General features: G+C 64.6%; 20 protein-coding genes. 10 read left to right on the forward strand and 10 right to left on the reverse strand.

Going from position 1 to position 24,738, the window contains the following annotated elements; genetic code table 11:
* Positions 1-7: 7 nt before the first annotated feature.
* Positions 8-1,303 carry a sugar MFS transporter gene (locus tag VGU00_RS06900; protein ID WP_414713510.1) on the forward strand — a complete coding sequence of 432 codons (1,296 nt, stop codon included), beginning with the start codon at positions 8-10 and terminating at the stop codon, positions 1,301-1,303.
* Between the two features lie 76 nt (positions 1,304-1,379).
* Here VGU00_RS06900 and VGU00_RS06905 read toward each other — a convergent pair whose 3' ends face one another.
* Positions 1,380-2,516: a diguanylate cyclase gene (locus VGU00_RS06905; protein WP_327466836.1), complete on the reverse strand. Its 1,137-nt coding sequence runs from the start codon at positions 2,514-2,516 to the stop codon at positions 1,380-1,382.
* Between the two features lie 214 nt (positions 2,517-2,730).
* Here VGU00_RS06905 and VGU00_RS06910 point away from each other — a divergent pair, with 214 nt between their 5' ends.
* A complete protein-coding gene (locus tag VGU00_RS06910; protein ID WP_327466838.1) occupies positions 2,731-4,089 on the forward strand; it encodes a RimK family alpha-L-glutamate ligase in 1,359 nt (452 codons plus the stop codon).
* The gene (locus VGU00_RS06915) at positions 4,086-4,877 is read left to right on the forward strand and encodes a sulfite exporter TauE/SafE family protein (protein ID WP_327466840.1); all 792 of its coding nucleotides are present in this window, start codon (positions 4,086-4,088) and stop codon (positions 4,875-4,877) included. The genes VGU00_RS06910 and VGU00_RS06915 overlap by 4 nt, the downstream gene beginning before the upstream one ends.
* Here the strand turns inward: VGU00_RS06915 and VGU00_RS06920 are convergent.
* Positions 4,874-7,006 (reverse strand): S9 family peptidase, encoded by a 2,133-nt coding sequence (locus VGU00_RS06920; RefSeq protein ID WP_327466842.1) that lies wholly within the window; start codon positions 7,004-7,006, stop codon positions 4,874-4,876. The genes VGU00_RS06915 and VGU00_RS06920 overlap by 4 nt on opposite strands.
* Positions 7,007-7,299: 293 nt before the next feature.
* Between VGU00_RS06920 and VGU00_RS06925 the strand changes: the two genes are divergently transcribed.
* Positions 7,300-9,492 (forward strand): TonB-dependent receptor, encoded by a 2,193-nt coding sequence (locus VGU00_RS06925; RefSeq protein ID WP_327466844.1) that lies wholly within the window; start codon positions 7,300-7,302, stop codon positions 9,490-9,492.
* A gap of 56 nt (positions 9,493-9,548) precedes the next feature.
* Here the strand turns inward: VGU00_RS06925 and VGU00_RS06930 are convergent, their stop codons facing one another.
* From VGU00_RS06930 to VGU00_RS06940, 3 genes are read right to left on the reverse strand one after another with little or no spacing between them, the layout of a single operon-like run.
* Positions 9,549-10,556: a histone deacetylase family protein gene (locus VGU00_RS06930; RefSeq protein ID WP_327466846.1), complete on the reverse strand. Its 1,008-nt coding sequence runs from the start codon at positions 10,554-10,556 to the stop codon at positions 9,549-9,551.
* The gene (locus VGU00_RS06935; protein ID WP_327466848.1) at positions 10,553-11,131 is read right to left on the reverse strand and encodes an FMN-binding negative transcriptional regulator; all 579 of its coding nucleotides are present in this window, start codon (positions 11,129-11,131) and stop codon (positions 10,553-10,555) included. Before VGU00_RS06935 ends, VGU00_RS06930 begins: the two co-directional genes overlap by 4 nt.
* Entirely contained in the window at positions 11,128-12,063 is a 936-nt protein-coding gene (locus VGU00_RS06940) for an alpha/beta hydrolase (RefSeq protein WP_327466850.1), read from the reverse strand. Before VGU00_RS06940 ends, VGU00_RS06935 begins: the two co-directional genes overlap by 4 nt.
* Positions 12,064-12,260: 197 nt before the next feature.
* Between VGU00_RS06940 and VGU00_RS06945 the strand changes: the two genes are divergently transcribed.
* Entirely contained in the window at positions 12,261-13,019 is a 759-nt protein-coding gene (locus tag VGU00_RS06945) for a helix-turn-helix transcriptional regulator (protein WP_327466852.1), read from the forward strand.
* A gap of 15 nt (positions 13,020-13,034) precedes the next feature.
* Here VGU00_RS06945 and VGU00_RS06950 read toward each other — a convergent pair whose 3' ends face one another.
* Positions 13,035-15,161, reverse strand: a complete 2,127-nt coding sequence (locus VGU00_RS06950) for a TonB-dependent siderophore receptor (RefSeq protein WP_327466854.1) — start codon at positions 15,159-15,161, stop codon at positions 13,035-13,037.
* A 159-nt stretch (positions 15,162-15,320) separates the two neighbouring features.
* Here VGU00_RS06950 and VGU00_RS06955 point away from each other — a divergent pair, with 159 nt between their 5' ends.
* The 3 genes from VGU00_RS06955 to VGU00_RS06965 are packed head-to-tail and all read left to right on the forward strand — an operon-like array spanning position 15,321 to position 17,472.
* A complete protein-coding gene (locus tag VGU00_RS06955; RefSeq protein ID WP_327466855.1) occupies positions 15,321-15,626 on the forward strand; it encodes an iron transporter in 306 nt (101 codons plus the stop codon).
* Positions 15,623-17,149 (forward strand): PepSY-associated TM helix domain-containing protein, encoded by a 1,527-nt coding sequence (locus tag VGU00_RS06960; protein ID WP_327466857.1) that lies wholly within the window; start codon positions 15,623-15,625, stop codon positions 17,147-17,149. Before VGU00_RS06955 ends, VGU00_RS06960 begins: the two co-directional genes overlap by 4 nt.
* A complete protein-coding gene (locus VGU00_RS06965) occupies positions 17,146-17,472 on the forward strand; it encodes a DUF3325 domain-containing protein (RefSeq protein WP_327466859.1) in 327 nt (108 codons plus the stop codon). The genes VGU00_RS06960 and VGU00_RS06965 overlap by 4 nt, the downstream gene beginning before the upstream one ends.
* Here the strand turns inward: VGU00_RS06965 and VGU00_RS06970 are convergent, their stop codons facing one another.
* Entirely contained in the window at positions 17,473-17,889 is a 417-nt protein-coding gene (locus VGU00_RS06970) for a DUF2147 domain-containing protein (protein ID WP_327466861.1), read from the reverse strand.
* The gene (locus tag VGU00_RS06975) at positions 17,886-18,743 is read right to left on the reverse strand and encodes a metal-dependent hydrolase (protein ID WP_327466863.1); all 858 of its coding nucleotides are present in this window, start codon (positions 18,741-18,743) and stop codon (positions 17,886-17,888) included. Before VGU00_RS06975 ends, VGU00_RS06970 begins: the two co-directional genes overlap by 4 nt.
* A 198-nt stretch (positions 18,744-18,941) precedes the next feature.
* Between VGU00_RS06975 and VGU00_RS06980 the strand changes: the two genes are divergently transcribed.
* Positions 18,942-19,568 (forward strand): TetR/AcrR family transcriptional regulator, encoded by a 627-nt coding sequence (locus VGU00_RS06980; RefSeq protein ID WP_327466865.1) that lies wholly within the window; start codon positions 18,942-18,944, stop codon positions 19,566-19,568.
* Between the two features lie 12 nt (positions 19,569-19,580).
* Here VGU00_RS06980 and VGU00_RS06985 read toward each other — a convergent pair whose 3' ends face one another.
* Together VGU00_RS06985 and VGU00_RS06990 are read right to left on the reverse strand one after the other, a co-directional pair.
* Positions 19,581-20,567, reverse strand: a complete 987-nt coding sequence (locus VGU00_RS06985; RefSeq protein ID WP_327466867.1) for a FecR family protein — start codon at positions 20,565-20,567, stop codon at positions 19,581-19,583.
* Positions 20,564-21,076, reverse strand: coding sequence for an RNA polymerase sigma factor (locus VGU00_RS06990; RefSeq protein WP_327466869.1), 513 nt, complete (start codon positions 21,074-21,076; stop codon positions 20,564-20,566). The genes VGU00_RS06985 and VGU00_RS06990 overlap by 4 nt, the downstream gene beginning before the upstream one ends.
* Before the next feature lie 330 nt (positions 21,077-21,406).
* On the opposite strand from VGU00_RS06990, the gene VGU00_RS06995 reads away from it, so the two are divergent.
* Entirely contained in the window at positions 21,407-24,628 is a 3,222-nt protein-coding gene (locus tag VGU00_RS06995) for a TonB-dependent receptor domain-containing protein (RefSeq protein ID WP_327466871.1), read from the forward strand.
* Positions 24,629-24,738: the final 110 nt, after the last annotated feature.

Consider the following 24,738-nt stretch of genomic DNA (forward strand, 5'->3'; position numbering starts at 1 on the left):
AGAGACTATGGCATTAGCGCCAGATATGACGTCGGGCGGCGCGCCGTCCGCCGGCGAGGGGCAGGGGGCGCATGTCGACGCGCCCGAACTGCGCCTGTTCGTGATGGGACTTTTCTTCATTTTCGGGGGGATCACGTCGCTGAACGACGTGCTGATCCCGAAGCTGAAAGAGCTTTTCACGCTCAATTACACGCAGGCGATGCTGATCCAGTTCTGCTTTTTCACCGCCTATCTGGTGATCGGCATTCCGGGCGCCAAGCTGGTCAAGAAGATCGGCTATATGCGCGGCGCGGTTGCCGGGCTGCTGACGATGCTCGTCGGCTGCCTGCTGTTCATCCCGGCGTCGCAGCAGGCGGTTTACGGCCTGTTCCTGCTTGCGCTTTTCGTGCTGGCAAGCGGGGTCGTGATCGTTCAGGTCGTCGCCAACCCGCTGATCTCGCTGCTCGGCAAGCCCGAGACTGCGCACAGCCGCCTGACCTTTGCACAGGCATTCAATTCGCTGGGTACGACTATCTTTCCCATCGTCGGATCGATGCTGATCCTCGGCAGCCTTGCGAGCGTCAGCGCCGACCAGCTGTCGGGTGCCGAACTCGACGCCTATCGCACCGCCGAAAGCCAGGCGATCGTCCATGGCTATCTGGCCATTGCGGTCGCGCTGGCGGTCGTTGCCGGGGCGGTATGGATGTTCCGCAATCGACTTCAGGGCGAAAAGCATGAAGCGAGCGCCGGTCTCGCCGGCTTCGACCTGTTGAAGCGCCCGCGCTTCGGCTTTGGTGCGCTCTGCATATTCCTTTATGTCGGTGCCGAGGTGTCGATCGGTTCGCTGATCGTCAACTATCTGATGCAGCCCGGCGTGATGGGGCTGCAGGAGCAGGCTGCCGGTAAGCTGATCGGTCTATACTGGGGCGGCGCGATGGTCGGCCGCTTCATCGGATCGGGCCTGATGCGCCTCGTCAGCCCCGGCAAACTGCTCGCCGCGGTCGCGGCCGGTGCGATCACGCTGATCCTGATCTCGACCAACACGACCGGCGTGGTTTCGGGCTACAGCCTGCTCGCGATCGGCCTGATGAACGCGATCATGTTCCCGACGATCTTCAGCCTTGCGTCTGAAAAGCTCGGCAGCCGCGCTGCCGACGGATCGGGGATCATCAATGTCGCTATCTTCGGCGGCGCGGTCGTTCCGCTGGCAACCGGCGCTATCGCCGACGGCACGGGCAGCCTTGCAACGGCGCTGTTGCTGCCGGCGCTCTGCTACGCGGTCATCGCCGCCTTTGGCATCTACGCGCGGCGACCCGCCGTCTGAAGGAAAAAACCGCGGGCGGCCGCTCTCTGGTGAGCGATCGTCCGCGGTCCCCCGCCCCCCGTGCGGGAAAGGATGATCAGGCCGGATCGGCTACTTCGACGCGGTTTCGTCCGGCGGCTTTCGCCTTGTACAGCGCATCGTCGGCGGCCTTCAGCGCCGCGCGCGTGTCGCCATAGCCGAAGACGTCGGCGACCCCGCCCGAGAAGGTAATCTGGCCGAAGGGCTCGTCGGTCTTGCGATTGATCAGGCGCCGGTCGGCGAGCGCCTCGCGCGCCTCGTCGAGCCGCATGGCCGCCTGTCCGGGCGTCGCGCCGCGGAACAGCATGACGAACTCCTCGCCGCCATGGCGCGCGACGTGGCAATGATCGTTGGAAATGCGGGCCAGCGTATCGGCGATGGCCTTGATCACACGGTCGCCGGCCTCATGGCCGTGGACGTCGTTGACCTTCTTGAATTCGTCGATGTCGCAAAAGGCGACGCTGAGCGGTTCGCAAGCGGCGCGCGCTTCGTGATAATGTTTGTCGAGCAGCAGTTCGAAAGCGCGGCGATTGGGCAGGCCGGTCAGGAAATCGACTTCGGCATCGCGTTTGGCGCGAGCAAGGCTACGGCGCAGCGCCTTGGCCTCGTCCTCGCTCTTGCGCATGTCGTCCTCGGCCTTGCGCGTGCGGTCGAGCATCACCTTGGCGAGATCGGCGAGGCTCGAGACGATCCGGCCGGTTTTCTGGAGCTGTTCGAGGTCGACGACATGCTGTTCGAGTTCCGAACCATAGTCGCTGGTGACGCTGCGCGCTTCCTTCGTATGGGCGTGGAAGGATTCGAGATTGGTCTCGAGACGGGTGATCAACCGGTCGAGGTCGGCGCGATCGGGCTGGCCACTGTCCTGATCGGCCATCTCGTCGAGCCATTGCTGGGTGATACCGCCTGGCGACTGCGAACGGGTCGAAATCTGCCGCGCGAGATGCGGGTTGCTCCCCGAAAAGGCGCCATGCGCCAGCAACAGGTTTGTCGGCGAAACGTCGAGGTCGTTGTCGACAAGGAACGCCATGATCGTGCCGATGAGCTGATGCCGGGCGAGGCGCGTCAGGTCGCGTCCGCCGCCGCCCTCGGGAAAGGCGAAACCGCCCGCCGGAGGGCTGCTGCGCGTATCGCGCAAGCCTAGCCAACCCAAAAGCCGTCCTACCGGCTCGTTCGATCGTGTTGCTTTGCTGGTCATGCGACATTTAACGTTTAGCGGCGCCCGGATTTAAGGCCGACAGGGGCTGGCGAATGCGAATTTTCCGTACGATATCGTCCGTTTCGGATCGGTCGGCGCAATCGTCACGGCAAAACAGTGATTTACGTGAAAGGTCGGTGTGAACGATTGCGCGAACGGGACGTTCTCTGGCACTGAGGCGGGGCGTTCGACCAGAGTCAGAAGGAGCCGATCGTTGCTGGGCTGGATATTCTTCCAACGCGATCTCGATCCGGCCCTGCCGGAAGTTCCCGAAATCCTTAGGTTTCAGGAGGCCGCGGCGGCACGCGGCGTCGAGCTTCATGTTCTGAAGCCGCATAATTTCGACATTGTCGCGGCGCCCGTCGACAGCTGGTCGGTGCATTATGAGGGGCATTCGCTGGCGCGGCCCGATTTCATCCTGTGCCGTACGGGCGCCGAAACCGATTATTTCACGCTGGCGGTGCTCCGTCATTTCGAGCGCCGCGGGGTTCGCCTGATCAACGGGCCCGAGGCGATCGACCTTGTCGCCGACAAGCTGCACACGATGCAGCGGCTCGCGCGCGCCGGATTGCCGATCCCGGCGACCATCCTCGGCAAATTCCCGATGGACGTCGATATCGTCGAGGAGGAGCTGGGTTTCCCCGTGATCGTCAAGACGCTGCGCGGGACGCGCGGGACGGGTGTGCTCAAATGCGAGGATCGCAGCCAGTTCGAGGATCTGGCCGGGTTGCTCGAAAGCGCCGACGCCAAGGCCGACTTCCTGTTCCAGCATTATGTCCGGTCGAGCCACGGGCGTGATGTGCGCGTGCTGGTGATCGGCGGGCGCGTGATCGCGGCGATGGAGCGGCGCTCGCCCGCAGGACATTTCAAATCGAACGTCTCGCTGGGCGGGGTCGGCATCGCCCATACGCCGACCGGTGAAATGGCCGACCTTGCGGCGCGCGCTGCCGATACATTGGGGCTCGAGGTCGCGGGCATCGACATATTGTTCGACAATGAGGGATACCGGATCTGCGAAGCGAACAGCGCGCCGGGGTTCCAGGGGCTCGAACGGGCATGCGCCATCGACGTGCCCAATGCGATCTTCGAATGGATCGAGGCCAGCCACGCCGCGGAAGAACGGCCGATCAAGGCGGTGACGGGCGACGCGCTGATCGACCTCGTCTTCGGCGGCCGGCTCAGCCTGCGCGCGGTCGGCGACCGGCTTGAGGAGCCGCGCGCCTTTGCGCGCGCGGTCGGCGTGCGGCTGGTCGGCGCCGGACTCGGGTCGATGCTGTCGTCGGTCGCGCCGGGGCGAAGGTCGGCGCCGCACAGCCCGGTCGCGCGCCGTCTCGAAGCCTTGCGCGCCGACGCGCGCGGCGTTCCGCTCGCCGTCGACGCCGATATCGATCAGGAACAGACGCTGCTGACGGTGCTCGGCGTATCGATCTGGGCCGCGGTCCTGCCCTGGCTGGCGGGGGGCGAGCCGGTCTTCGCCGGCGCATTGTCGCTGATCGCGCTCGGCTTCCCGGCGGCCTTCCTGTTCACGCGCAGCAGCAGCAAGGCAGCGCGCCGCCGTCAGGCGGCACGATGACGATTTTTGACGGGCTGACGCTCTGGGCGCTGCTGCCCTTCATCCTCATCGGTTTCGCTGCGCAGCTGATCGACAGCGCGCTCGGGATGGCGTTCGGGGTGATCGGCACCGCGTTGCTGCTCGTCATCGGCCTGCCGCCGGTGTCGGCGTCGGCGGCGGTGCATGTTGCCGAAAGCTTCACCGGCGGCGTGTCGGGGCTTGCCCATGCGTTGCAACGCAATGTCGACTGGCGGCTGTTCCGTCGGCTCGTTGTGCCCGGCATCGTCGGCGGGCTGATCGGCGTCTGGATATTGACCAATATCGACAACAGCATCGCGCGGCCGGTGGTGCTCGCCTATCTGGGCGCGGTCGGCATCTATCTGTTGTGGCGCGGGGCGCGGCGACCGCAAACCTATCGCAGCCTGAAACTCGTCGGCCCGCTCGGCCTGATCGGCGGGATTGCCGACGGATCGGGCGGGGGCGGCTGGGGGCCGATCGTCAGCGCGAACCTGCTCGCGCAAGGCGCCGAACCGCGCACCGTCATCGGCACGGTGAATGCGTCCGAATTTTTCGTCACGGTGACGATCGCGGCCGGTTTCATCGGCGCGATGGGCTGGCAGAGCTTCAGCACCGCGGCGATCGGGCTGCTGATCGGCGGCGTCGTCGCCGCCCCGATCGGCGCCTGGCTGGTCCGCCGCCTTCGCGCCGACTGGCTGGTCGGCGCGGCGGGCGTGCTGTTGCTGCTCGCGAGCGCTTATGGTTTCATCGCGCTGATGTTCGATCCGGTCCCGGCGTTCCGGGGCTTTTAGACGCAGCGCATCGCGAACGCCCAGAAGAGCGCCTTTTCCCGATACTCGCTCTTGATGTCCGCGCTGCCCTGATGCCCGCTGTCCATGTCGGTGAGCAGCATCGCGGGGTTGCCGCTCGTCGAACGCCGCCGCACCTCGGCGACCAGCTTGGCGGGCTCCCAATAGGCGACGCGGTCGTCCTTCAGCCCCGCGGTGCAGAGCAGGGGCGGATAGGCGGCCGCCTGCACATTCTCATAGGGCGAGATCGAGGCGATATAGTCATAGGCTTTGGGGTCGGCGAGCGGATCACCCCAGTCGGGGCGGAACAGCGGCACAAGCGGATGGGCGCCGTCGCTCATCGTGTTGAGCATGTCGACGAAGGGCACCTGCGCGATCACGCCGCCCCACAGCGTCGGGGCGATGTTCATGCTCGCACCGACGAGCAGGCCGCCCGCCGACAGGCCATAAGCGACGACCTTGCCCCTTGCCGCATAGCGCTCGGCCGCCAGATGTTCGGCGCAGGCGATGAAATCGGTGAAGCTGTTGCGCTTGGTGAACTTGCGTCCGCCGAGGAACCAGCGCCGGCCTTTCTCCGACCCGCCGCGCACATGTGCGATCGCATAGCGCCAGCCGCGGTCGACGAGCGCCAGCGCGGGGATCGAAAATTCGGGATCGCTGGGGACACCATAGGATCCATAGCCATATTGCAGCAGCGGCGCCTTGCCGTCCTTTGGCGCGTCGCGGCGTGACAATAGCGTGATCGGAACCATTTCGCCGTCGGGGGCCGGCGCGAACAGCCGCTCGACCACATAATCGTCGGGGTCGAAACCCGCGACCGACTGTTGCTGGACGACGGTCTGCTTGCCGCTCGCAAGGTCGATACGGATCCAGCGGCGCGGCGATTTGGGCGTTTGGTGGACGATCATCACCGATGGCGCGGCATAGCTTTGCTCGGGCGGCAGCTCGATCGCATAGGCGGGGTCGTCGAACGCCACGGCCTGTTCCGATCCGTCCGCGCGCAGGATGACGAGCCGGTGGAGCCCGTCGACGCGTTCGAGCCGGACGAGCGCCGCCGCGAAGGGCTGCACCTGAAGGATGGGAGTGCCGACGCGGTGCGGAACGAGCGTCGCGCGGGTGGCAAAGCTTTCCGGATCGAGGCGCAGCAGCGCCATGTCGAAGGCGTCGTCGGCGTCGGTGAGCGCGATCAGGCCGCCGTTCCATTCGTCGATTTCATAGCGCACGCCGACCTTGCGTGGCCAGACGATCGCGGGTTCGGCGGTTTCGGCGTCGGCGGCGACCAGCCGGACTTCGGCGGTTTCGGGCCCGGCGAGAGTGAGGGCGACGAAGCCGTCGGCGGCGGTCCGCTTCACCGACATGAAGATTGCGGGATCCTTCTCTTCATAGACAAGGTCGGTGGTCTTGCCGTCGACCGAGGTCCGGTAGAGCCGCGTCGGCCGGTTGCGTGCGTCGCGCCAGATCCAGAACAACCAGCGCGACGAGGGAGAGAATACGAGGCCGCCATAGCCATAAGCGTCCTTGTCGACCACCGTGCGGACCGCGCCGGTCGCATTGTCGCGCAGGACGATGCGATGGCGGTCGTTGCCGATGACATCCTCGGCCCAGGCGAAATAGCGATGATCGGGGCTGGGCTGGTGCCCGGTGCTGCGAAAATAGGGCTGGCCCGCGGCGCGCTCGGCCTCGTCGACCAGCCGTTCGGGCTTCGCGCCCTTCCGCTGGCGCGTGTAGACGGCATGGGCGGCGCCCGCCGGCCGCGCGGACTCGTAATTCCAGCCGTCGCGTTCGAGCGCGGGGGCGGCGACGTCGCCCGACGAGCGCGCCAGCATCGCGTCGAGCAGGCGTGCGCGCTCGTCGGCGAGCGGCCCCAGGATCGCGTCGGCATAGTCGTTTTCGGCCTTCAGCATCGCCCCGACCGCTTCGGGCAAATTGTCGCGCGTGCGCTCGCCGCCGGCGGGGATGAATTTCATCCAGCTATAAGCGTCATCGCGCTGGCGGCCCAATTGATCGATGACATGCGAAATGCGCGGCGATTGTGGCGGAGCGACTTTGGGCCAGCGGCCGCCGGCGGCCTTGTCCAGCGCGCGCGCCGCACCGCTTCCCAACAGGATGGCCGCCATCGCAACGCTGCTCATAAATGCTCTCCGACCCTCATTCTCTATGCTGTGCATGCCGACCCTCTCTCGCCCGACGGGGATGTCGGCTTCAATCTATGTCGCGCCGACTGGCTTACTGCGCCGATCAGGCCGCCCAATCCATCGATCGGGCAAATTGGCCGCAAGTCCCCACGAAACCGCGCTTTCGCGTGGCGGAGCACTGGCCCGATCCGGCTGGAATATGGCCCGACCATCGCCGCCACGCCAATTTCGCATGATAGCTTCAGCATCGGGTTTTCTTACCAATAGGCATTATCAATAGGGAGGCAAAAATGGGCTTTGCATCGATGAGGCGGGTCGCGGCGTGCGGCATTTCGATACTTGCGCTGGCGCAGGCTTCGGGTGCCGCGGCGCAGGACGTCGACGACAACGAGATCGTCGTCACCGCCGCGAAACGCGAACAATCGGTCCGCGACGTCAGCGGCTCGGTCACCGCGGTCAGCGAAGCGACGCTGCAAAAGCTCAATGCCCAGAGCCTGTCCGACTATATCACCCGCGTTCCGGGCGTCGTGTTCAACGACTACCAGCCGGGCGTGTCCGAGGTCGTCATTCGCGGCGTCGCGTCGTCGACCTATCATGAGGCGAACCAGGCAACGACGGGCTATTATCTCAACGAAATCCCGCTGATCGAGCCCGGTTTTCCCGTTGTGATCCCCGATGTCGACAGCTTCGACGTCAGCCGTGTCGAAGTGCTGCGCGGGCCGCAGGGCACGCTGTTCGGTTCATCGTCGCTGGGCGGCGCGGTCAACTATGTCGTGAACGAAGCCGATCCGTCGAAATTCGATGCGGGCTTCGAGGGTATGGTGTCGACGACCAAACGCGCCGACGGCGATGTGAGTTATGCGGTAAAGGGCATGGTCAACCTGCCTATCGCGACCGACAAGCTGGCGGTGCGCCTTGTCGCGCTCCAGCGCGTCGATGCAGGTTATCTCGATAACACTTTGCTCGGCAAAAAGGGCAGCAACGATCTGCGCGTACGCGGCCTGCGCGGATCGATCGTTTTCACCCCGACCGAGACGACGCGCATCTCGGCGATCAGCATGTACCAGGAATATGATCTCGACGATCAGACCTATGTGCTCTTCGGTCCGAAGAACACATATGAGCGTGCAACCAACCTCGCCGAATATCAGGACACCGATTTCATGCTGCACAGCCTGCGCTTCGAGCAGGATCTCGGCTTTGCAACGCTGACCGCACTTGGCAGCCATGTCGAGAAGAACGCGGAAGTCCTGTTCGATTATTCGATCTTCGGCGGAAACGATCCCCGGACAAACACACCGCTGCTCGATCGCGGACGGTCGAAGTCCAAGACCGACTATGCCGAAATCCGGCTCGCGTCACCCGATGGCGGCCCGTTCAAATGGCTGATCGGCGCCAACTACACTCGGATGCGCTCGACCGGGAACGGGCTGCTCTATATCGAGGGGATCAGCGACTATATCGACGCGAACCCCGGCGAATTCGGGGGCGCGACCGGCGAGCAGCTCGCGCCCGGCGATTTTTCGGAGCGCACCTTCAGCCGCAACCGTGTGACCGAAAAGGCATTGTTCGGCGAGGTTTCCTATGACCTCATAGACTCGCTGACGTTGACGCTCGGCGGCCGCCTGTTCGAATATCGCACGCGCCCGCAGGCCGAATTGCTGCCGAACGCAGCGCTCGTCCCCGCCTATAATTTCGAGGCGGATGCCGAGAAACATTCGGATTTCATTCCAAAGGCGTCTTTGACCTTCAAGCCGAACGATGATTTCATGGTTTACGCGCTCTATTCGGAGGGCTTCCGGATCGGCGGGCTCAACGTCTTTGCGCTGCCTTATCCCGAATTGCCGCTCACTTTCGGTAGCGATACGACCAAGAATTTTGAGCTGGGCACGCGGTTCGACCTGATCGACAAGACGCTGTCGGTCGATCTGACCGTTTACCACATCGACTGGAACAATATTCAGGCGCGGCTCTTTACCCCCGATGTCCGTGCCTACACCACTAATGGGGGTGGCGCCGATATCGACGGGATGGAACTCAGCCTGACATTGCGTCCGACGCGCAATCTGACGCTCCAGTCGAACGTCTCGTACAATGACGCGCGCCTGTCGCAGATGCTTCCCGACACGTTCGCGGTCGGTGGCGGTTATGCGAAGGGGACGCGGCTTCCGGGGGCGTCCGAATGGATATTGTCGAACAATATCGATCTCAGCTTCCCCGATTCAAAGCTGAAGCCCCGCTTCGGTATCGCCCATCGCTATCTGTCGAGCGCACCCGTCGATTTCGCCGGGTCGCTGGAGAAGGGCGATTTCCACATCGTCGACCTCAATGCGTCGGTGGCGCTGACCGATCAGGTCGAGCTAGGCTTGTTTGCCAAGAATCTGTTCGACCAATATGGTATTTCGAACGCGCCATTCGCATTTGCCGGATCGGTCGCGCGCCCGCGCACCATCGGTGCGACGGTGCGCTTCAGCCTGAACTGAGCATATGAAAAGGGGCCGCCCCGCTCGCTCGAGCGGGGCGGCCCCTTTTTTTGTTTTCAGAAGCCGGACAGAAAAGCCGCGACGTTCAGCCCGAGATCGCCGACGGCATAGCCGCCTTCCATCACGATCAGCGTTGGAATGCCGAGCGCCGCAATCTTCCCCGCCAGCACGACATAATCCTCGCGTTCGAGCGCAAAGCTCGAAATCGGGTCGCTGCTGTGCGTGTCGGCGCCGAACGACAGGATAAGGAACTTCGCGCCCCAATCGGAAATCGCCGCGAGTGCTGTCTCGAGCGCGGGCGCATAGCTTGTCCCGTCGGTGCCGCGGGGGAGGGGGAGGTTCAGGGTGGTGCCATGGCCTTCGCCGTCGCCTTTCTCGTCGGCATGACCCCAGTAGAAGGGATAGTCGGTGCGCGGGTCGGCGTGGATCGAGGCGAAGAAGATCGCGGGTTCTTCGTAGAAGATGTCCTGCGTGCCATTCCCGTGATGATAGTCGATGTCGAGGATCGCGACCGGACCGAGACCGCGGTCCTGCGCCGCGCGCGCCGCAATCGCCGCGTTGTTGAGGTAGCAATAGCCGCCCAGATAGTCGCGCCCGGCATGGTGGCCGGGCGGGCGGCAGAGCGCGAAGGCCTGCGCATCGCCGCTCGCCGCGAGATGATCGAGCGCCGTCAGCGCGCCCTGCGCCGACCAATAGGCCGATTCCCATGTGCCAGCGGCGATCGGCGTCCCGGCGTCATAGCTGTAGGCGCCGAGATCGGCGTCGATGCGGCCAAAGCTCAGCGGCCGCCGCCGACGGACCGGGAAGGTATAGCCGATCGCGTCGCCGCTGCGCCCGGCCGCGAGCCAGTCGCGGTGCGCGCGTTCGAGGAAGGCGAGATAATCGGCGTCGTGCACCGCGAGCAGCGGCGCCATGCCGAAATCGCGCACCGGGCGCCAGTCGCTGAACGCTTCGACGATCGATCGCGGCCGTTCGATATTCTCGGCATGAGGCACCCAGTCGCCATTGTGCAGTTCGCGCAGCGGCGCATGGGCGGTCTGGCGATCGTCGAAGAAAAGCTTCACGTCCGGGCCTGTCCTTTCATCCATTGGACCAGCGCCGCGTCGGTGTGACCCGCGACGATTTCGCCAAAGCCTTGCGCGCTTTCATCCTGACCGAGCTTGAAGCTGTGTTCGGCCGAACGGATATGCGCGCGAAAGGCGACGATCTGGTCGAGCATCCTGTCATAGCGTCCGCCGAGGTTCGCTGTCGACCAGGCGCCGCCCTCCAGCCTGCCCACGAGCTGCTCGATCGCGTCGCGGGTCTCGCCTTCGACGAACTCGATATCGACGGTGAAGCGCAGCACGGCGTAATTCCAGGTCGGCGCCCAGTCGGGTTTCGACAGCAGCGTTGTCGGGACATAGCCGGCCGGGCCGTTGAAGAGGATCAGCCCGCGCGGATCGGCCGCAAAATCGGCGACGAGGGGATTGCGGCGCGCGCAATGGCCGAAGAGGGCGACCACCTCACCCCGGTCGTCCGTTTCGGCGATCAGCGGCAGCGGGCTGGCATGGAAGTCGCGCGAGACGAGCCACGCGAGCGGATAGTCGGCGATCAGCCGCGCGATGTCGGCGGGGTCGCGCGGGGTATAGAGGTTCGTCATGTCCCGACGATATCACGGATCCACGCCGCCTGCTCGTCGAGCGCGCGGCCGGCGAGGGGGGCGATCGATACCGCTTCCAGAAAGCTGTGCGTCGCGCCGCGGTAAGTGACGGCGCGCGTCGCGACGCCCGCGTCCGCCAGCTTGCGGGCGAAGGCGCCGTTGCAATCGGCGAGGATGTCGCAGTCGGCGATGGCGAGGAAGGCGGGCGGCATGCCCGACAGGTCGGCACGCAGCGGCGCAACGAGCGGATCGGCGAGCTGGTCGGGCGTGTCGACATAATTGGCCCAGAAGACGTCCATCTCGCCGGCTTCGAGCGAATAGTCGCCCGCACCGAAGCGCGCATAGCTCGGTGTATGTTCGGGCGCGAAGGCGCCATAGTTGAGCAGCATCGCGATCGGCAGCGGGCGCCCGCGCTGGCGCTGCAACAGGCAGGCCGCGACCGACAGGTTGGCGCCGGCGGAATCGCCGCCGATGAGGACGCGGTCGGAGTCGAGGCCCAGTGCGTCCGCTTGCGCCGCAATCCAGTCGAGCGCCGCGGTGCATTCCTCGAGCGCGACGGGGAATTTATTCTCGGGCGACAGGCTGTAATCGATGCCGAGCACCGCGATCCCGGCGCGCGCGGCATATTCACGCATCAGCCGGTCGTGCGTGTCGATGCTGAACAGCGTCCAGCCGCCGCCATGGATATAGAGCAGGACGGGCAGCTTCGCGTCCGCGACGGGGCGATGGAGGCGCAGGCGCACGCCGCCCATGTCCATTTCGTGGCTGCTTGCCATTATCGGGCCACCCTCGCGCCAGGGTTTGCGGACACGTTCGGCGACCGCGCGGCGGGCCGCCATGCTCGCACCGGCGGGTGCGCCATGTTCGACATAGGCGGCGTTGATCGCATCGACAAAGCGGCGGATATCGGGGTCGGCCATATCGTTCTGCATGGTGTCCAAGCCCTTTGGCATATCTGGCAAATCCTTCCCGAAACAATCCTTGATTGCCTGATAGCTTTTACCCGCTCGCGCCTATCGCCCGATCGGGCCAATCACCGCGCCGGACAGGCCAGCGGGCACATCATCGCTGGCCAGTCGCGTTCCCGGCCTATATTGTGTAATTGTCTAAGACTTGCGAGGATTGGGCCATGAAGCATAGTGTCGATGTTCTGACCAACGACCGGCCGGTCATTGCGCTACAGGATGAATATCCTGCCGGCTTCATCGATCCGATGCACAGTCACGACCATATCCAGATCCTCTATGCGTCGGCGGGCGTCATGTCGGTGCGCACGCCCGAAACGAGCTTTGTGATCCCGCCGCAGCGCGCCGTGTGGCTGCCCGCGGGGACGCGGCACGAGGTCGCCTGCCGCGGCCCGGTATCGCTCCGCACGCTCTACATGCCGTGTGCCGGGCATGAGCATGAACGCGAATGCCGGGTCTTCGAGGTATCGAACCTCGTCAAATCGCTGATTCTGGAAGTCGTAGACTTCCCGGCGCTTTACGATGTCGACGGGCGCGAAGGGCGGATCATCGCGCTGCTGCTCGACGAGATCGGGCGGATGCCCAACGCGCCTTATCAGGTGTCGATGCCGTCGAACCCGCGCCTGCTGCGCGTGTGCAATGCCATTATCGCCGACCCGTCGGATCCGCGCGATATCGACGATTGGGCTGCGCTCGCGGCGATGGGACGGCGCACGTTCACGCGCAGCTTCAAGCAGGAAACCGGGATGGGGCTTGCGGTTTGGCGGCAACAGGTGCGGTTGATGGAGGCGCTCTCGCTGCTGGCGGCCGGCGCGTCGATCACGCAGGTCACCTATGACGTCGGCTATGACAGCCCCAGCGGTTTCGCGGCGATGTTCCGCCGCGCCTTCGGCGTGCCGCCGAGCCAGTATCTGAAACACTGACCCGACGCGTTCGCATCAGAAGCTGTATTTGAGCGCCACGCGTGCGTTGCGCGGCTCGCCATAGACGAAGCCGGGAAACCAGACGTTGCCGCTAAAAAAGCGCTTGTCGAAAAGATTGTCGACATTGAGCTGGAGCGACATCGCCTCGGTCAGCTCGTAACGCGCCATGATGTTGGCGATGGCGTAGGCGGGCTGGCCGATCCGCTCGACCGTCCCCGTGCCGGGGTTTTCGGCGGTAACGGGCGGGCGGCTCTCCCATTTGAACGCCCCGCCGACGCTGAGCCCGGCCAGCGTGCCGGCGAAGTCGTAGCGGGTCGAGAAGTTGAACACGCGGCGCGGCTGGTGGGCCAGCACATGCGCGCCCTCGGCGTCTTTCGCGCTATAGTCGCTCCATCCCGCGCTGACGTCCCATTGCGGGGTGATCTTGCCGACGACTTCGAGTTCATAACCCTTGGCGACCGTGCCTTTCATGCCGCGATAGGCCTGGATGGGGGTGCCGGGGATCAGGCCGTCGGCGACCGCCAGATTATCCTGTTCGATGCGATAGACCGATGCCGTCGCGAGCAAATGGCCATCGAGCAGCAGCGCTTTCAGCCCCGCTTCATAGTTCGACCCTTCGAGCGGATCGATCAGGCGGTTGTTGCGATCGCGCAGATCGCCCTGCGGTTTGAAGATGTTGGTGTAGCTGGCATAGGCCGACAGATTGTCGGTGAGGTTGTAGAGCAGCCCGACATAGGGGGTGATCTGACCCTTGTACGACAGGGTGTAGGGCGTGCTGTACAGGCTCTGCTCCTCGTTGCGCTTGTAATAGCTGAGGCGCCCGCCGCCGATCAGTTTCAGCCCACCGATCAGGCTGATGCGCGTCGATGCGAATACCGCCGCCTGCGTCGTGTGGCCGAAACCCGACATGTCGTAGCGCGGGCCCCATTCGGGTTCGTCCAGCCGTCCGTCGAAATTGTTGAAATCGTCGATCGGGTCGATCGCGACCGGATCGCGGTTCGTCCAGCCATCGTCGACGCGGCTGGCCATCGCGCCGAACGCCAGGTCGTGCCGGCCGCCGAACAGGGTGAAGCTGCCATTGGCCTGGATGCTGCCGTGCCATTGTTCGGGGCTGGTCTTGTACCAATAGCCCGACGTGCCCACGCCCGCGCCGGTCACGCGGTCGGGCAAGCCGTCGAGCCAGAGCAGCTTCGAATTTTCGAGGCCCTTGTGATAGGCGATATCGCCGCGAATTTGCCAGTCGCCACCCAGCTTGCGCTTGAGCGTCGCGAAGGCTGAAATCTCGGTGGTGTTCCAGAGCCCCCAGTCGGCGCCCGTGGTCTTCGAACGGGGCCAGTCGGTGCGCGTGCCGTCGCTGTACCAATAGGGTAATTGCGCCCACATGATCGCGTCGCGCTCGTCGCGCTGGTAGCTGGCGCCGATCGACAGCGTCGTGCGCTCGCCGAGATCGGCGTCGATCACACCATAAAGGAGGAGGCCCTTTTTCTTTTCCAGATCGACGAAGCTGTCCTGCGTATAGGCCTGAACCACCGTGCGGGCGCGTACCGTTCCCGCGGCATTGAGCGGCGACTGGAGATCGAGCGTGCCCGCGAAGCGATCCCACGAGCCCGCCTCGAGGCTGATATCGCCGACAAACTCGCTTGCCGTTGCATGTTTGCGGATCAGGTTGACGACCGCCGACGGATCGCCCGCGCCCTGCATCAGGCCCGCGGCGCCGCGGACGAGGTCGACGCGTTCATATTGTGCGGTGCTCGTCTCGCCGAAACCGACATTCCCGTTCTGGAAGGGGGCGCCGTCGAGCTGGAAATTCTGGACCTCGAACCCGCGCGCGGTGATCGCGCTGCGCCCGCGGTCGATATCCTTCTTCGAGATGCCGACGGTGAAATCGAGCGCGTCGTTGATCGTGTTGAACGCCTGGTCGCGGATCTGCTGCTGCGTGATGACGCTGATCGTCTGCGGGGTTTCGAGCGGCGAGAGGGGCAGGCCGGTCGCTGCGGTCGGCTCGCTGGTCCGGCCATAGCCGGTGACGACGATCGTCTCTTCGGTGCGCTCGTCGGGGGTGCCCGCCGCTTCCTGCGCGTGAAGCAAGGTCGGTACGCAGAGCGCGCAACCGGTCAGCAACAGGTGAAAAGAACGGCGCATCACGATCCCCTTTGACATTCGACCCCGGTTCGGGTGAGGGGCCTCTAATGCGACTAACTCGCATTTGCAAGGCGATGTCATTTCGTTTGCAACGCAGGCGAGAGACATTTGTGCGCGATTGGTTATTGCAAATCACTCGCAACAGGTAATAGAGGGCCCATGAACTCCACCCGGTCGCAATCCTTTCCGCGCGTGCTTCCCGTCGTTCGGGCGATCGCACGCCTGCTGCTCGCGTCGGCGGGTGGTTATGCGCTGGCGGCGGCGCTGGCCTATGCGCTGGCGCGCGGGCTTCCGATGGCGCGTTCCGAAGCGACGGTCACCGCATCGCTCGCGGCGATCCTCGCGATGCCGGTCGCGGCGGTCTGGACCTATGGCACGCCGCGGCTGTGGCAGGCGGCGGGCGGGATCGCCGGGCTGACCGCGGTTCTCGCAGCGATTGCCTGGACAATCGGGCAGCCCGCATGAAACCAGGGTTTCGCCAGTCGATCGCCGGACTGCACAGCTGGTCGGGGCTGATCCTCGGCTGGCTGCTGTTCGCGATCGTGCTCAGCGGCACGGCGACCGTGTTCCGCTCGGAAATCAGCGGCTGGATGCGCCCCGAGGTCGTCAAGGCGGCGCCGCCCGAGGCCGCGATCGAGGCGGCGGTGCGCTGGCTGGGTACGCACCACCCGAAGGCGGCAGGCTGGTATCTGACCGCGCCCGACGAGCGGATCCTGACGACGCAGGCGGTGTTCGACGATGCCGCCGCTCCGCTCGGCTACCGCGATATCGCGCTCGATCCGGTGAGTGGCCGCCCCGACGTGGCGCGCTCGACGCTGGGCGGCGAATTCCTCTATCGCTTCCATTTCGAACTGCAGCTGCCCTATCCGTGGGGTCGCTACCTCGCGGTCGCCGCCGCGATGCTGATGCTGATCGCGATCGTCAGCGGGATCATCATCCACAAACGGATATTCAAGGATATTTTCACCTTTCGCGCCGGCAAGGGCAAGCGCAGCTGGCTCGATGCGCATAATGTCCTTGGCGTGCTGGCCTTGCCGTTTCACCTGATGATCACGGCGACCGGGATCGTCACGCTGCTGAGCCTCGTCATGCCGTGGGGGACCGCCGCCAATTACGGCGCGGACCTGGAAACCGCCTTTGCCGAGGCCGCGCCCGGGCTGGTCAGCCGCGAGGCGGCGGGACGTCCCGCGCCGCTCGCGCCGATCGGCCCGATGCTCGCGGCCGCGCGCCAGCACTTCGGCGAGGGCCGGGTCGGGCGCGTCAGCATCGCCAATCCCGGCGATGCCAACGCGATCGTCACGATCGGCAAACATGATGGCGACCAGCTCGCCTATGCGGCGCAGACGGTGAGTTTCGACGGGCCGAGCGGCCGGATCCTCAAGCATTATGCCGAGACGCGGCCCGCGCAGCGGACATCCGACGTCCTCTATGGCCTGCACATGGGCCGCTTTGCGCCCGAGGTCAGCCGCTGGCTCTATTTCCTGTGCGGGCTGGCGCTCGCGGCGACGATCGCGACGGGGCTGATCCTCTGGATCCGCTCGCGGCCGCAGGCGTGCGGCGCAGGGCCGTGGATCGCGGCGCGGCTAAATGTCGGCGCAGTGGCGGGTTTCCCCGCGGCGATCCTTGCCTTCTTTTATGCCAACCGGCTGTTGCCGGCCCAGATGCCGGGCCGCGCCGAGGGCGAAGTGAGCGCCTTTTTCTGGGTCTGGGGCGCGGCGATCGTCTTTGCGATGCTGCGCGCGCCCGCGCGCGCCTGGCGCGAGGCCTTTGCCGTGCTGGCGCTGGCGGCGGCCGCGCTGCCGGTCGTGTCGTTCGTCGCGACGGGGCGCGGGCTCTGGAGTGCCGTTATCGGCGGCGACTGGCTGTTCGCCGGTTTCGACCTCACGCTGTTCGCTTTCGCAGCGCTGGCGGCGGCGATCGCGCGCCGCGCCGGTGCGCCCTCCGCCGGTCCGGTGCCGCGTCGAGGGCGGCAGGCGGTACCGGCATGAGCGCCGCGCTCGTCCTGCCGCTCGCCTTTGGCGGGTTGTCGCTCCTCAGCCTGTCGATGCAGCGCCATGCGCGCGATGCGGGCATCACCGCCGATCCGCACTGGCCGCGCCGGCTCGGCTGGGGCGGCGTCCTGCTGTCGCTGGCGGTTGCTGTCGCCGCGCCGAACTGGCGGTTCGCGCTGGTCGAATGGACCGGGCTGATGGCGGTCGCCGCGGCGCTCGTCGTCCTCACGCTTTACGGGCGCCCGCGCGCGCTGCCGAAGCTCGCCGCGGGCGGCGGGCTGTTAGCGGCCGCCGCCGCGCTGCTTCACCTCATCGGCTGATCAGCCGGCGCGGGTCCAGACCTTGGTGCGGCAGAAAAAGGCCACGCACCCCTTGAGCTCGAGCTTGCCGCCGGGAAGCAGCTTGAGCTGGCCCTTGGGGGCGCCGTCGCCCGATTCCGGGTCATAAACGGGGCCGCCCTTCCATTCGCGCGGGCCGCCGGTGAAGCCCTTGAGCACGACGAGGCCCTTGAGCTTGCGCTGGCGGAGCGCGGGGTCGGAATTGCGCACGTCGCGCAGGTCGGGGTTGGCGCGGAGCCGGCTCGCGTCGACGACGCGGCCGCACAGCGCGCCGCCGCATTTATAGATTTCGACGCGCCCGCCCTCGGTCCCGGTCGCCCAGACGCCGGTGATGTCGGCGGCCGCGGCGGGCATGGCGCCGGCTGAAGCGACTGCGATGGCGAAAGCGATCCTTTTCATGCGGCCATTCCCTTCGGCTTGCCGGCTTCGAGCAAGGCCAGCGCGGCTTCGAGCAGCGGCCGGTCGTCGATTTCCCACGGATGGAAGCCCGGCTTCATATAGGTGAAGACGCCGCGCAGCAACGCGCGCATCAGCCCGTGGCGGCCGTAGAGCCATGCGAGCAGCACCCGCCAGGTCGCCCAGTCGTTGCGGCCGTCCTGCCGCAGGAGATCGGCAGTGTTGCGGAAAATGACATAGTGGAAACGCATCGTCGTCACACACATCACCGTGCTGCGCTTGAGCCAGCGACGCAGCGGGGTCATGCCCCGCGCGGCGTGGAGATAGGTGTCGTACGCCACCGCCTTATGCTCTATCTCCTCGATCGCGTGCCAGCGCCACAGCTGCCGCGCCTCTTCGGACGCGCCGCCCAGATGTTCGGGGTTCGCCAGCGCGTCGTGCGCCAGCGTCGCGGTGAAATGTTCGAGCGCGCACGTCGCCGCAAGCTGCTGGATCGGCGACCGGCGCTTGACCCATGCGATCGTGCGGCGGGCGCGATCCTCGGCCGATGCGATGTCGAAGCCGGCATCTTCGGCCTGGCGGTTGAACACGACATGTTCGCGGCAGTGCATCGATTCCTGATAGAGGAAATCGTCGATCTGGCCGCGCAGCGGTTGCGGCGTTCCCTCGCGATAATGGCGGACCGAGGTCATGAAGAATTTCTCGCCCACCGGGAAGGTGGAGGAGAGGGCGTTGAAGAAGGCGGTGCGGCCGGGGTCGTTGCTGTGCCACCAGCGCGGCGGCGCCTTTTCGCGCCCAAATTTCAGGTCGCGCTTTTCGATGTGCAGGTCGTCGGGTGTACGGATGGGGGAAGACATAGGTACCTCTCTGCGACTCAAGTTACATTAACATCAATGTTTATATCATCGCGGCGAACTTGGCGCAAGGGCCGCATATCTCGCAGTTTCCGGGGGTTTTCTTGCCCCATGTCACGGCAAGGGTGACAATTGGCCGCTTTGCGGTAAGGCTTTCGGACGAAAAGCTCCCGTGGGCGCGACGGCTGCAAAGGATGACAAATGTACAAGCAAGCGCGACCGCATCAAAAGCGGCGCAAGCGTTCGGGGGACGAGGTCCGCGAAGAAGCGCTGGTGGCGGCGCGGCGATTGCTGCTGGACGGCGGGCCGGCCGCGGTGACGCTTGCCAATGTCGGTCAGGAAATCGGCATGTCGCACGCTAATGTCCTCCACCATTTCGGATCGGCGGCGGGACTGCAATCGGCGCTGATGGGGTCGATGGTGCGCGACCTCACGACTGCGCTCGACAATGTCGTCGGGCTGCTCAAGACCGATGCTGCGGCGCCGCGGACCGTAGCCGATCGCGTGTTCGACGCGTTCGACAAGGGTGGCGCCGGCCAACTCGCGGCGTGGATCGTGTTGTCGGGCGACGTCGAACATCTGGAACCGGTGCGCGAGGCGGTCGGCGCGCTGGTCGATGCGATCGTCGGGCAGTCGACCGATGAAGGCGCCCACGACCGGGTGCGCGCGGCGGTGCTGATGATGGCGGTGACCGCATTCGGCGACGCGGTCATCGGCCCGTCGGTGCGCGGCATGCTCGACCAGCGCGACGATGCGATGCGCGACCTGATCGCCCGTATCCTGCCGCTTTTCCTGATCCCCAGCGGCATTCCGCCGGCAGCGTCCTGAAGCGGCGCGGGATCACTCGCTTCCGGAGAGCAATATCTCGTCGTCGGTCGTCGAAACGCGGCGCGCGATGTCGTTCAGTTCCATCGCCTTGACGAAGCCGTCGACATCGCCGGCCTCGAACACGCCGACGACCTGCTTGTCGGGAATCTTGCCGTCCTTGAAGGCGAGTTTGCGCGTCGAATAGCGGTTCATTTCGGCGACCGCTTCGGACAGCGGATCGCGCATGAAGATCAGCCGGCCTTCGGTCCAGCTGGTTTCCTTTGCCACGTCGACGCGCCGCAGCGTCCAATTATGGTCGGCGCCGATCACCAACTGGCCGCCCGGCGCCATATCGGTGCCGCTTCCCGTTCCGGCCGCCGCCTCTTCGACCCGCACTTTTCCTTCGGCGAGCGTCACCACCATATTGCCATGTTCGAAGCTGACCTCGAACGCGGTGCCGATCGCACGCACGCTCTTGCCGCCGGCATTGACGATGAAGGGGCGCGAGGGATCGGCGGCGACGCGGAAGAAGGCGCGCCCGCCGACAAGGTCGACGCGCCGTTCGCGGGGGCTTTCGTGAAGCCGCATTTCGGTTTCTGAATCGAGCGTTACGATCGATCCTTCAGGCAGGGTCACGGTTGTCGTCTGCCCGACACCGGTACGGAAATGCTGGTCCTTCGCGCCGCCGAAGCCGGGCACGCCCATCTGGTATACGCCCCAGCTAGCCGTGACGACGAGCAGCAGCGATGCCGCGATGGCAAGGTAGCGACGCCACGGCGACCGCCGGACGGCGACCGGTTCGGGTTCGCCCAGCATTTCGGGATCCTGGGGGATTGTGCCCGCGATCATCCACGCGCGATCGACCAGGCGATAGGCATCGCGATGCGCGTCGGACTGGTCCAGCCATTCATGAAAACGTAGCTCGTCGTCGAGGGTCATGTCCCCGGAACGTTGCAGGTTGAACCAGTGGGCGGCTTCCGAACGAAGCGCCGCGCGTTCGAGGAGTTGCTTGCCGGTCATAGTCCCGGCTCCATTTCTTCGGCGATCCGCACGAGTGCGCGGTGCATCAATTCCTTCACCGCCTCCTTGGAAATGCCCATTCGCTGCGCGATCGCCTGATAGGTCAGATTTTCGAAGCGATGATACTGGAATGCTTCGCGCGCGCGGGGCGGCAGGTTCTGGATCGCTTCGAGGACGCGGCGATACTCCTGTTGCCCGATGACGATCCGTTCGGGCGACCGCTGGTCGGCGATTTCGAGTCCGTCCTCGAGTTCGTCGTGCAGCATCGCCGACCGCGCCTTTTGCCGGCGGTGGCGGCTGACAAGCGCGTTGCGCGCGGCGGTAAAAAGATAGCGTTCGACATTGTCGATTGGCGCGCTGAGCTGCGCCGATTGCAGGCGCATGAAGACTTCCTGGACGAGGTCGTCGACGTCGGCGTCGTTCGCCCTGCGGCTGAAATAACGCCGCAGGCCCGGGCCGTAGGTGGTCATCCACGCGGCCAGATCGCGATCCGGACTGGGGACCGCCATCGTCAGAAAAGACCCTGATAGAACAGGCATTGCCAGATGCTCCCAGCCTTTCGCGTCATTCCGGCATCATTCCCAAATCGATCATTGCGTCCCCATTCTACGCTGGAGCTAACCCGATAGACGCAGGAAAAGTGCAAGAGGGGGGATCGCCCCGACACCCGGCTGCATTTTTCCCAACTGGCCGTTCACTGGCGTAGATATTAACATTGTTGAAAATTTCATGCGAGCATCCCCCCTTTCGGGACGAGGCAGCGTCTAATTGAATGGCGTCATGTCGAACGCCGGAACAACGGGGCAACAACCCCGGCGACAGGGAGAGGGAGTGGGGACATGCGGTTCCAGGCATGCAATTTGCGTAAAATTCTATTGAGCGGCGCGGCGATCGGGTGCCTCGCGCTTTCGGGCACGGCGGCATCCGCCCGCGAGCAGACGACAAATTACCGTATTCCGGCCCAGTCGCTCGACCGTGCGCTGCGCGATTTCGGCGTGCAGAGCGGCGCGACGATCATGGTCGACGCCTCGCTGGTCAACGGCAAGCGCACCGCCGGTCATACGCAGCGGACCGATCCCGAAACGGCGCTGCGGACGCTGCTGCGCGGGACCGGGCTCAGCTATCGGCGCGATGGCAATATCTTCGTGGTGACACGGGAGGGAAACGTAAACTCCGCCGTCGGGCCAGAAATTGAGGATGATACCGAAATTGTCGTGACGGCGCAGAAGCGTGAGGAAAAGATCAGCGACGTGCCGATCGCGATCAGCGCGTTTACACCGAAGGCGCTCGATGACCGCAAGGTCGAGAGCGGCGCCGAACTGGTCCGCGCGGTTCCCAACATCAACTTTTCGAAGGGTAATTTCAGCGGTTACGACTTCACGATCCGCGGGATCGGTACCAAGGCGATTTCGGCCTCGAGCGACCCCGCGGTCGCGGTCAGCTTCAACAACACGCCGCTGATCCGCAACCGCCTGTTCGAATCGGAATTTTTCGACCTCGAGCGCGTCGAGGTGCTGCGCGGACCGCAGGGGACGCTCTATGGCCGCAACGCGACAGGCGGTGTGGTCAACGTCATCCCCGCGATGCCCGACGACGAGTTCGACGCGATGGTGAAGGGTGAGGTCGGCAATTATTCGACGCGGCGCCTGAGCGGAATGATCAATGTGCCGCTGACCGACACGCTGGCGATCCGTGCGGCGGGCGCGATGACCAAGCGCGACGGTTTCGATTACAACACGTTCACAAGGAAGCACGTCAACGACCGCGACCTGTGGTCGACGCGCGTATCGGTGCAGTGGGAACCGACCGACAATCTGAAGGCCAGTTTCATCTGGCAGCATTTCGAGGAAGACGACCAGCGATCGCGCACCGGCAAGCAGCTTTGCACGCGCGATCCCGGGCCCGATACCGTCGGGAACGCTACAGTCGATCCCTATTTGCGTGGCAAGCTTAGCCAGGGTTGCCTGCCGGGATCGCTTTACAGCGACGCGGCTTTTGGCGCGCCCAATGCGGCGAGCTTTGCCTTCAACAACGCTGCGGCCAATATCGGCTTGAACGTCGTTCAGCTTCCCGACGGCAGCTTCGCACCGCTGCGCGTGATCGATCCCGGCCGCGATCCCTACGCCGATGTCGTCCAGTCGCGTAACCTTCGCGAGATTTCCACGAGTTACGACCCGAGGTTTCGTGCCAACAACGATGTGTTTCAGCTCAATGTCGAGGCGGGGTTCGGCGATCTGAAGCTGATCTCGCAGACCGCCTATTCCAGCGACCATTATTATTCGTCGCAAGATTATAACCGATTTCTATCGGCGCCAATCTTTAACGATTCGACGTTGTCATTCGGTGCGACCGTTCCCGGCCCGACGCCGGGGGGCATCTATACCGATCCGCAACTCGGTCCGTCGAACCGGATGCTCGCGGTCGACGTCAGCCAGTCTCGCAACACGCAATGGACGCAGGAATTGCGACTGCAATCGGATTTTTCGGGGCCGTTCAATTTCAGCGTCGGTGCCAATGCGCTGAACTTCAAGTCGCAGGACGATTATTACGTCTTCAGCAATATGTTCAGCTTGCTCGCCGAATATTTTTACAACCGCGAAGATGCGCCGGGCCAGATCGGCGCCGGGACGCGCAATTGCAATCCGGGCCAGGAATTCCGCGAGTGTATCTATGTCGATCCGAACCCCATCGACCGGATCGATGGTCAGGGGCACAATTATTTCCGCAGCAAGAATGTCGTGCAGACGCGATCATGGGCGCTGTTCGGTGAGGCCTATTGGAATGTCTCGGACGACGTAAAGATCACCGCCGGCGCGCGCTATACCAACGACAAGAAGAGTTCGACGCCGATCCCGAGCCAGCTTTTGCTCGGCGCGCAGAATTTCGGCACCCAAAGCGGCGCATCGAGCGGCGGGCGGGTCAGCATCGGCTATCCGGCGCTGCCGCCGATCGACCAGCAGTGGGATGCCTTCACCGGCCGTCTGGTAGTCGACTGGAAGCCGCGGGTGTCCTTCACCGACGACACTTTGGTCTATGCGTCCTTCTCGCACGGGTACAAGGGCGGCGGGTCCAACCCGCCGCGCGTCGATATCGACCCGAAGGTGATCCAGTATCAGCCGCTCGCCGAGACGTTCAAACCCGAATATGTCAACGCGTTCGAAATCGGCATGAAGAACAGTTTCGCCGGTGGCAGGATGACACTCAACGCCACCGCCTTTTTCTATGACTATACCGATTATCAGGTGTCGCAGATCGTCGACCGCATCTCGCTCAACGAAAATTTTGATGCGCAAAGCTGGGGACTGGAACTCGAGGCGGCGTGGCAGCCGTCGCGAAATTTCCGGGTCGACTCCAATTTCGGCTATCTGCGCACGCGGATCGGCAAGGGTGCGCAGTCGATCGACGTAATGAACCGGACGCAGGGCAGTGAGGACTGGGTGGTTGTGCGCCCGCAACTCGGCGTACCCTCCAACTGTATCGCGCCAAAGGACAAGGTCGAGGCGATCCTGAATTCGCCGTTTGCGGCGGGCGGTTTCAATGGGCTCGGCGATTTCATGCTGTCGGCCCTGTGTGCGGGCTCGTCGCGTTACGGCAGCTTCAACCCCAATGTCGAAACCAACCTGCGCTGGGACCGGTTTTTGGGATTCACATACGATCCGCTTACCGATGCGCCCAACGGTGGCCGCGGCTTCTATGCCGATCTGGAAGGCAATGAACTGCCCAATTCGCCGCGCTTCACCTTCAATATCGGCGCGCAATATACCTTCTTCATCGACGACTGGAACCTGACCTTCCGCGGCGATTATTACCGGCAGGCGAAGAGCTATGCGCGCGTTTACAACACCGAATATGACCGGCTGAAGGCGTGGGACAATGCCAATCTGGCGGTGACGCTGGAGCGGCCCGAATCGCAGTTCGCGATGCAGCTCTATGTCAAGAATCTGTTCAACGACACGCCGATAACCAACACCTTCACCAACAGCGACGATACCGGTCTCAGCGCGAACGTCTTCACGCTCGATCCGCGTATCATCGGTTTCAGTGTGACCAAGCGCTTTTGATCGGCACTTCGCTTGGGTCCTCCCTGGGGCGCGTCGTCGGACGCGCCCTTTTTTTATCCGGCCAGCCGAAAAATTCCCTTTCCGATCCCCCCTCCCGGCGCGCGGCGGCG

Source organism: Sphingopyxis sp. (assembly GCF_035944815.1).
Lineage (GTDB): Bacteria > Pseudomonadota > Alphaproteobacteria > Sphingomonadales > Sphingomonadaceae > Sphingopyxis.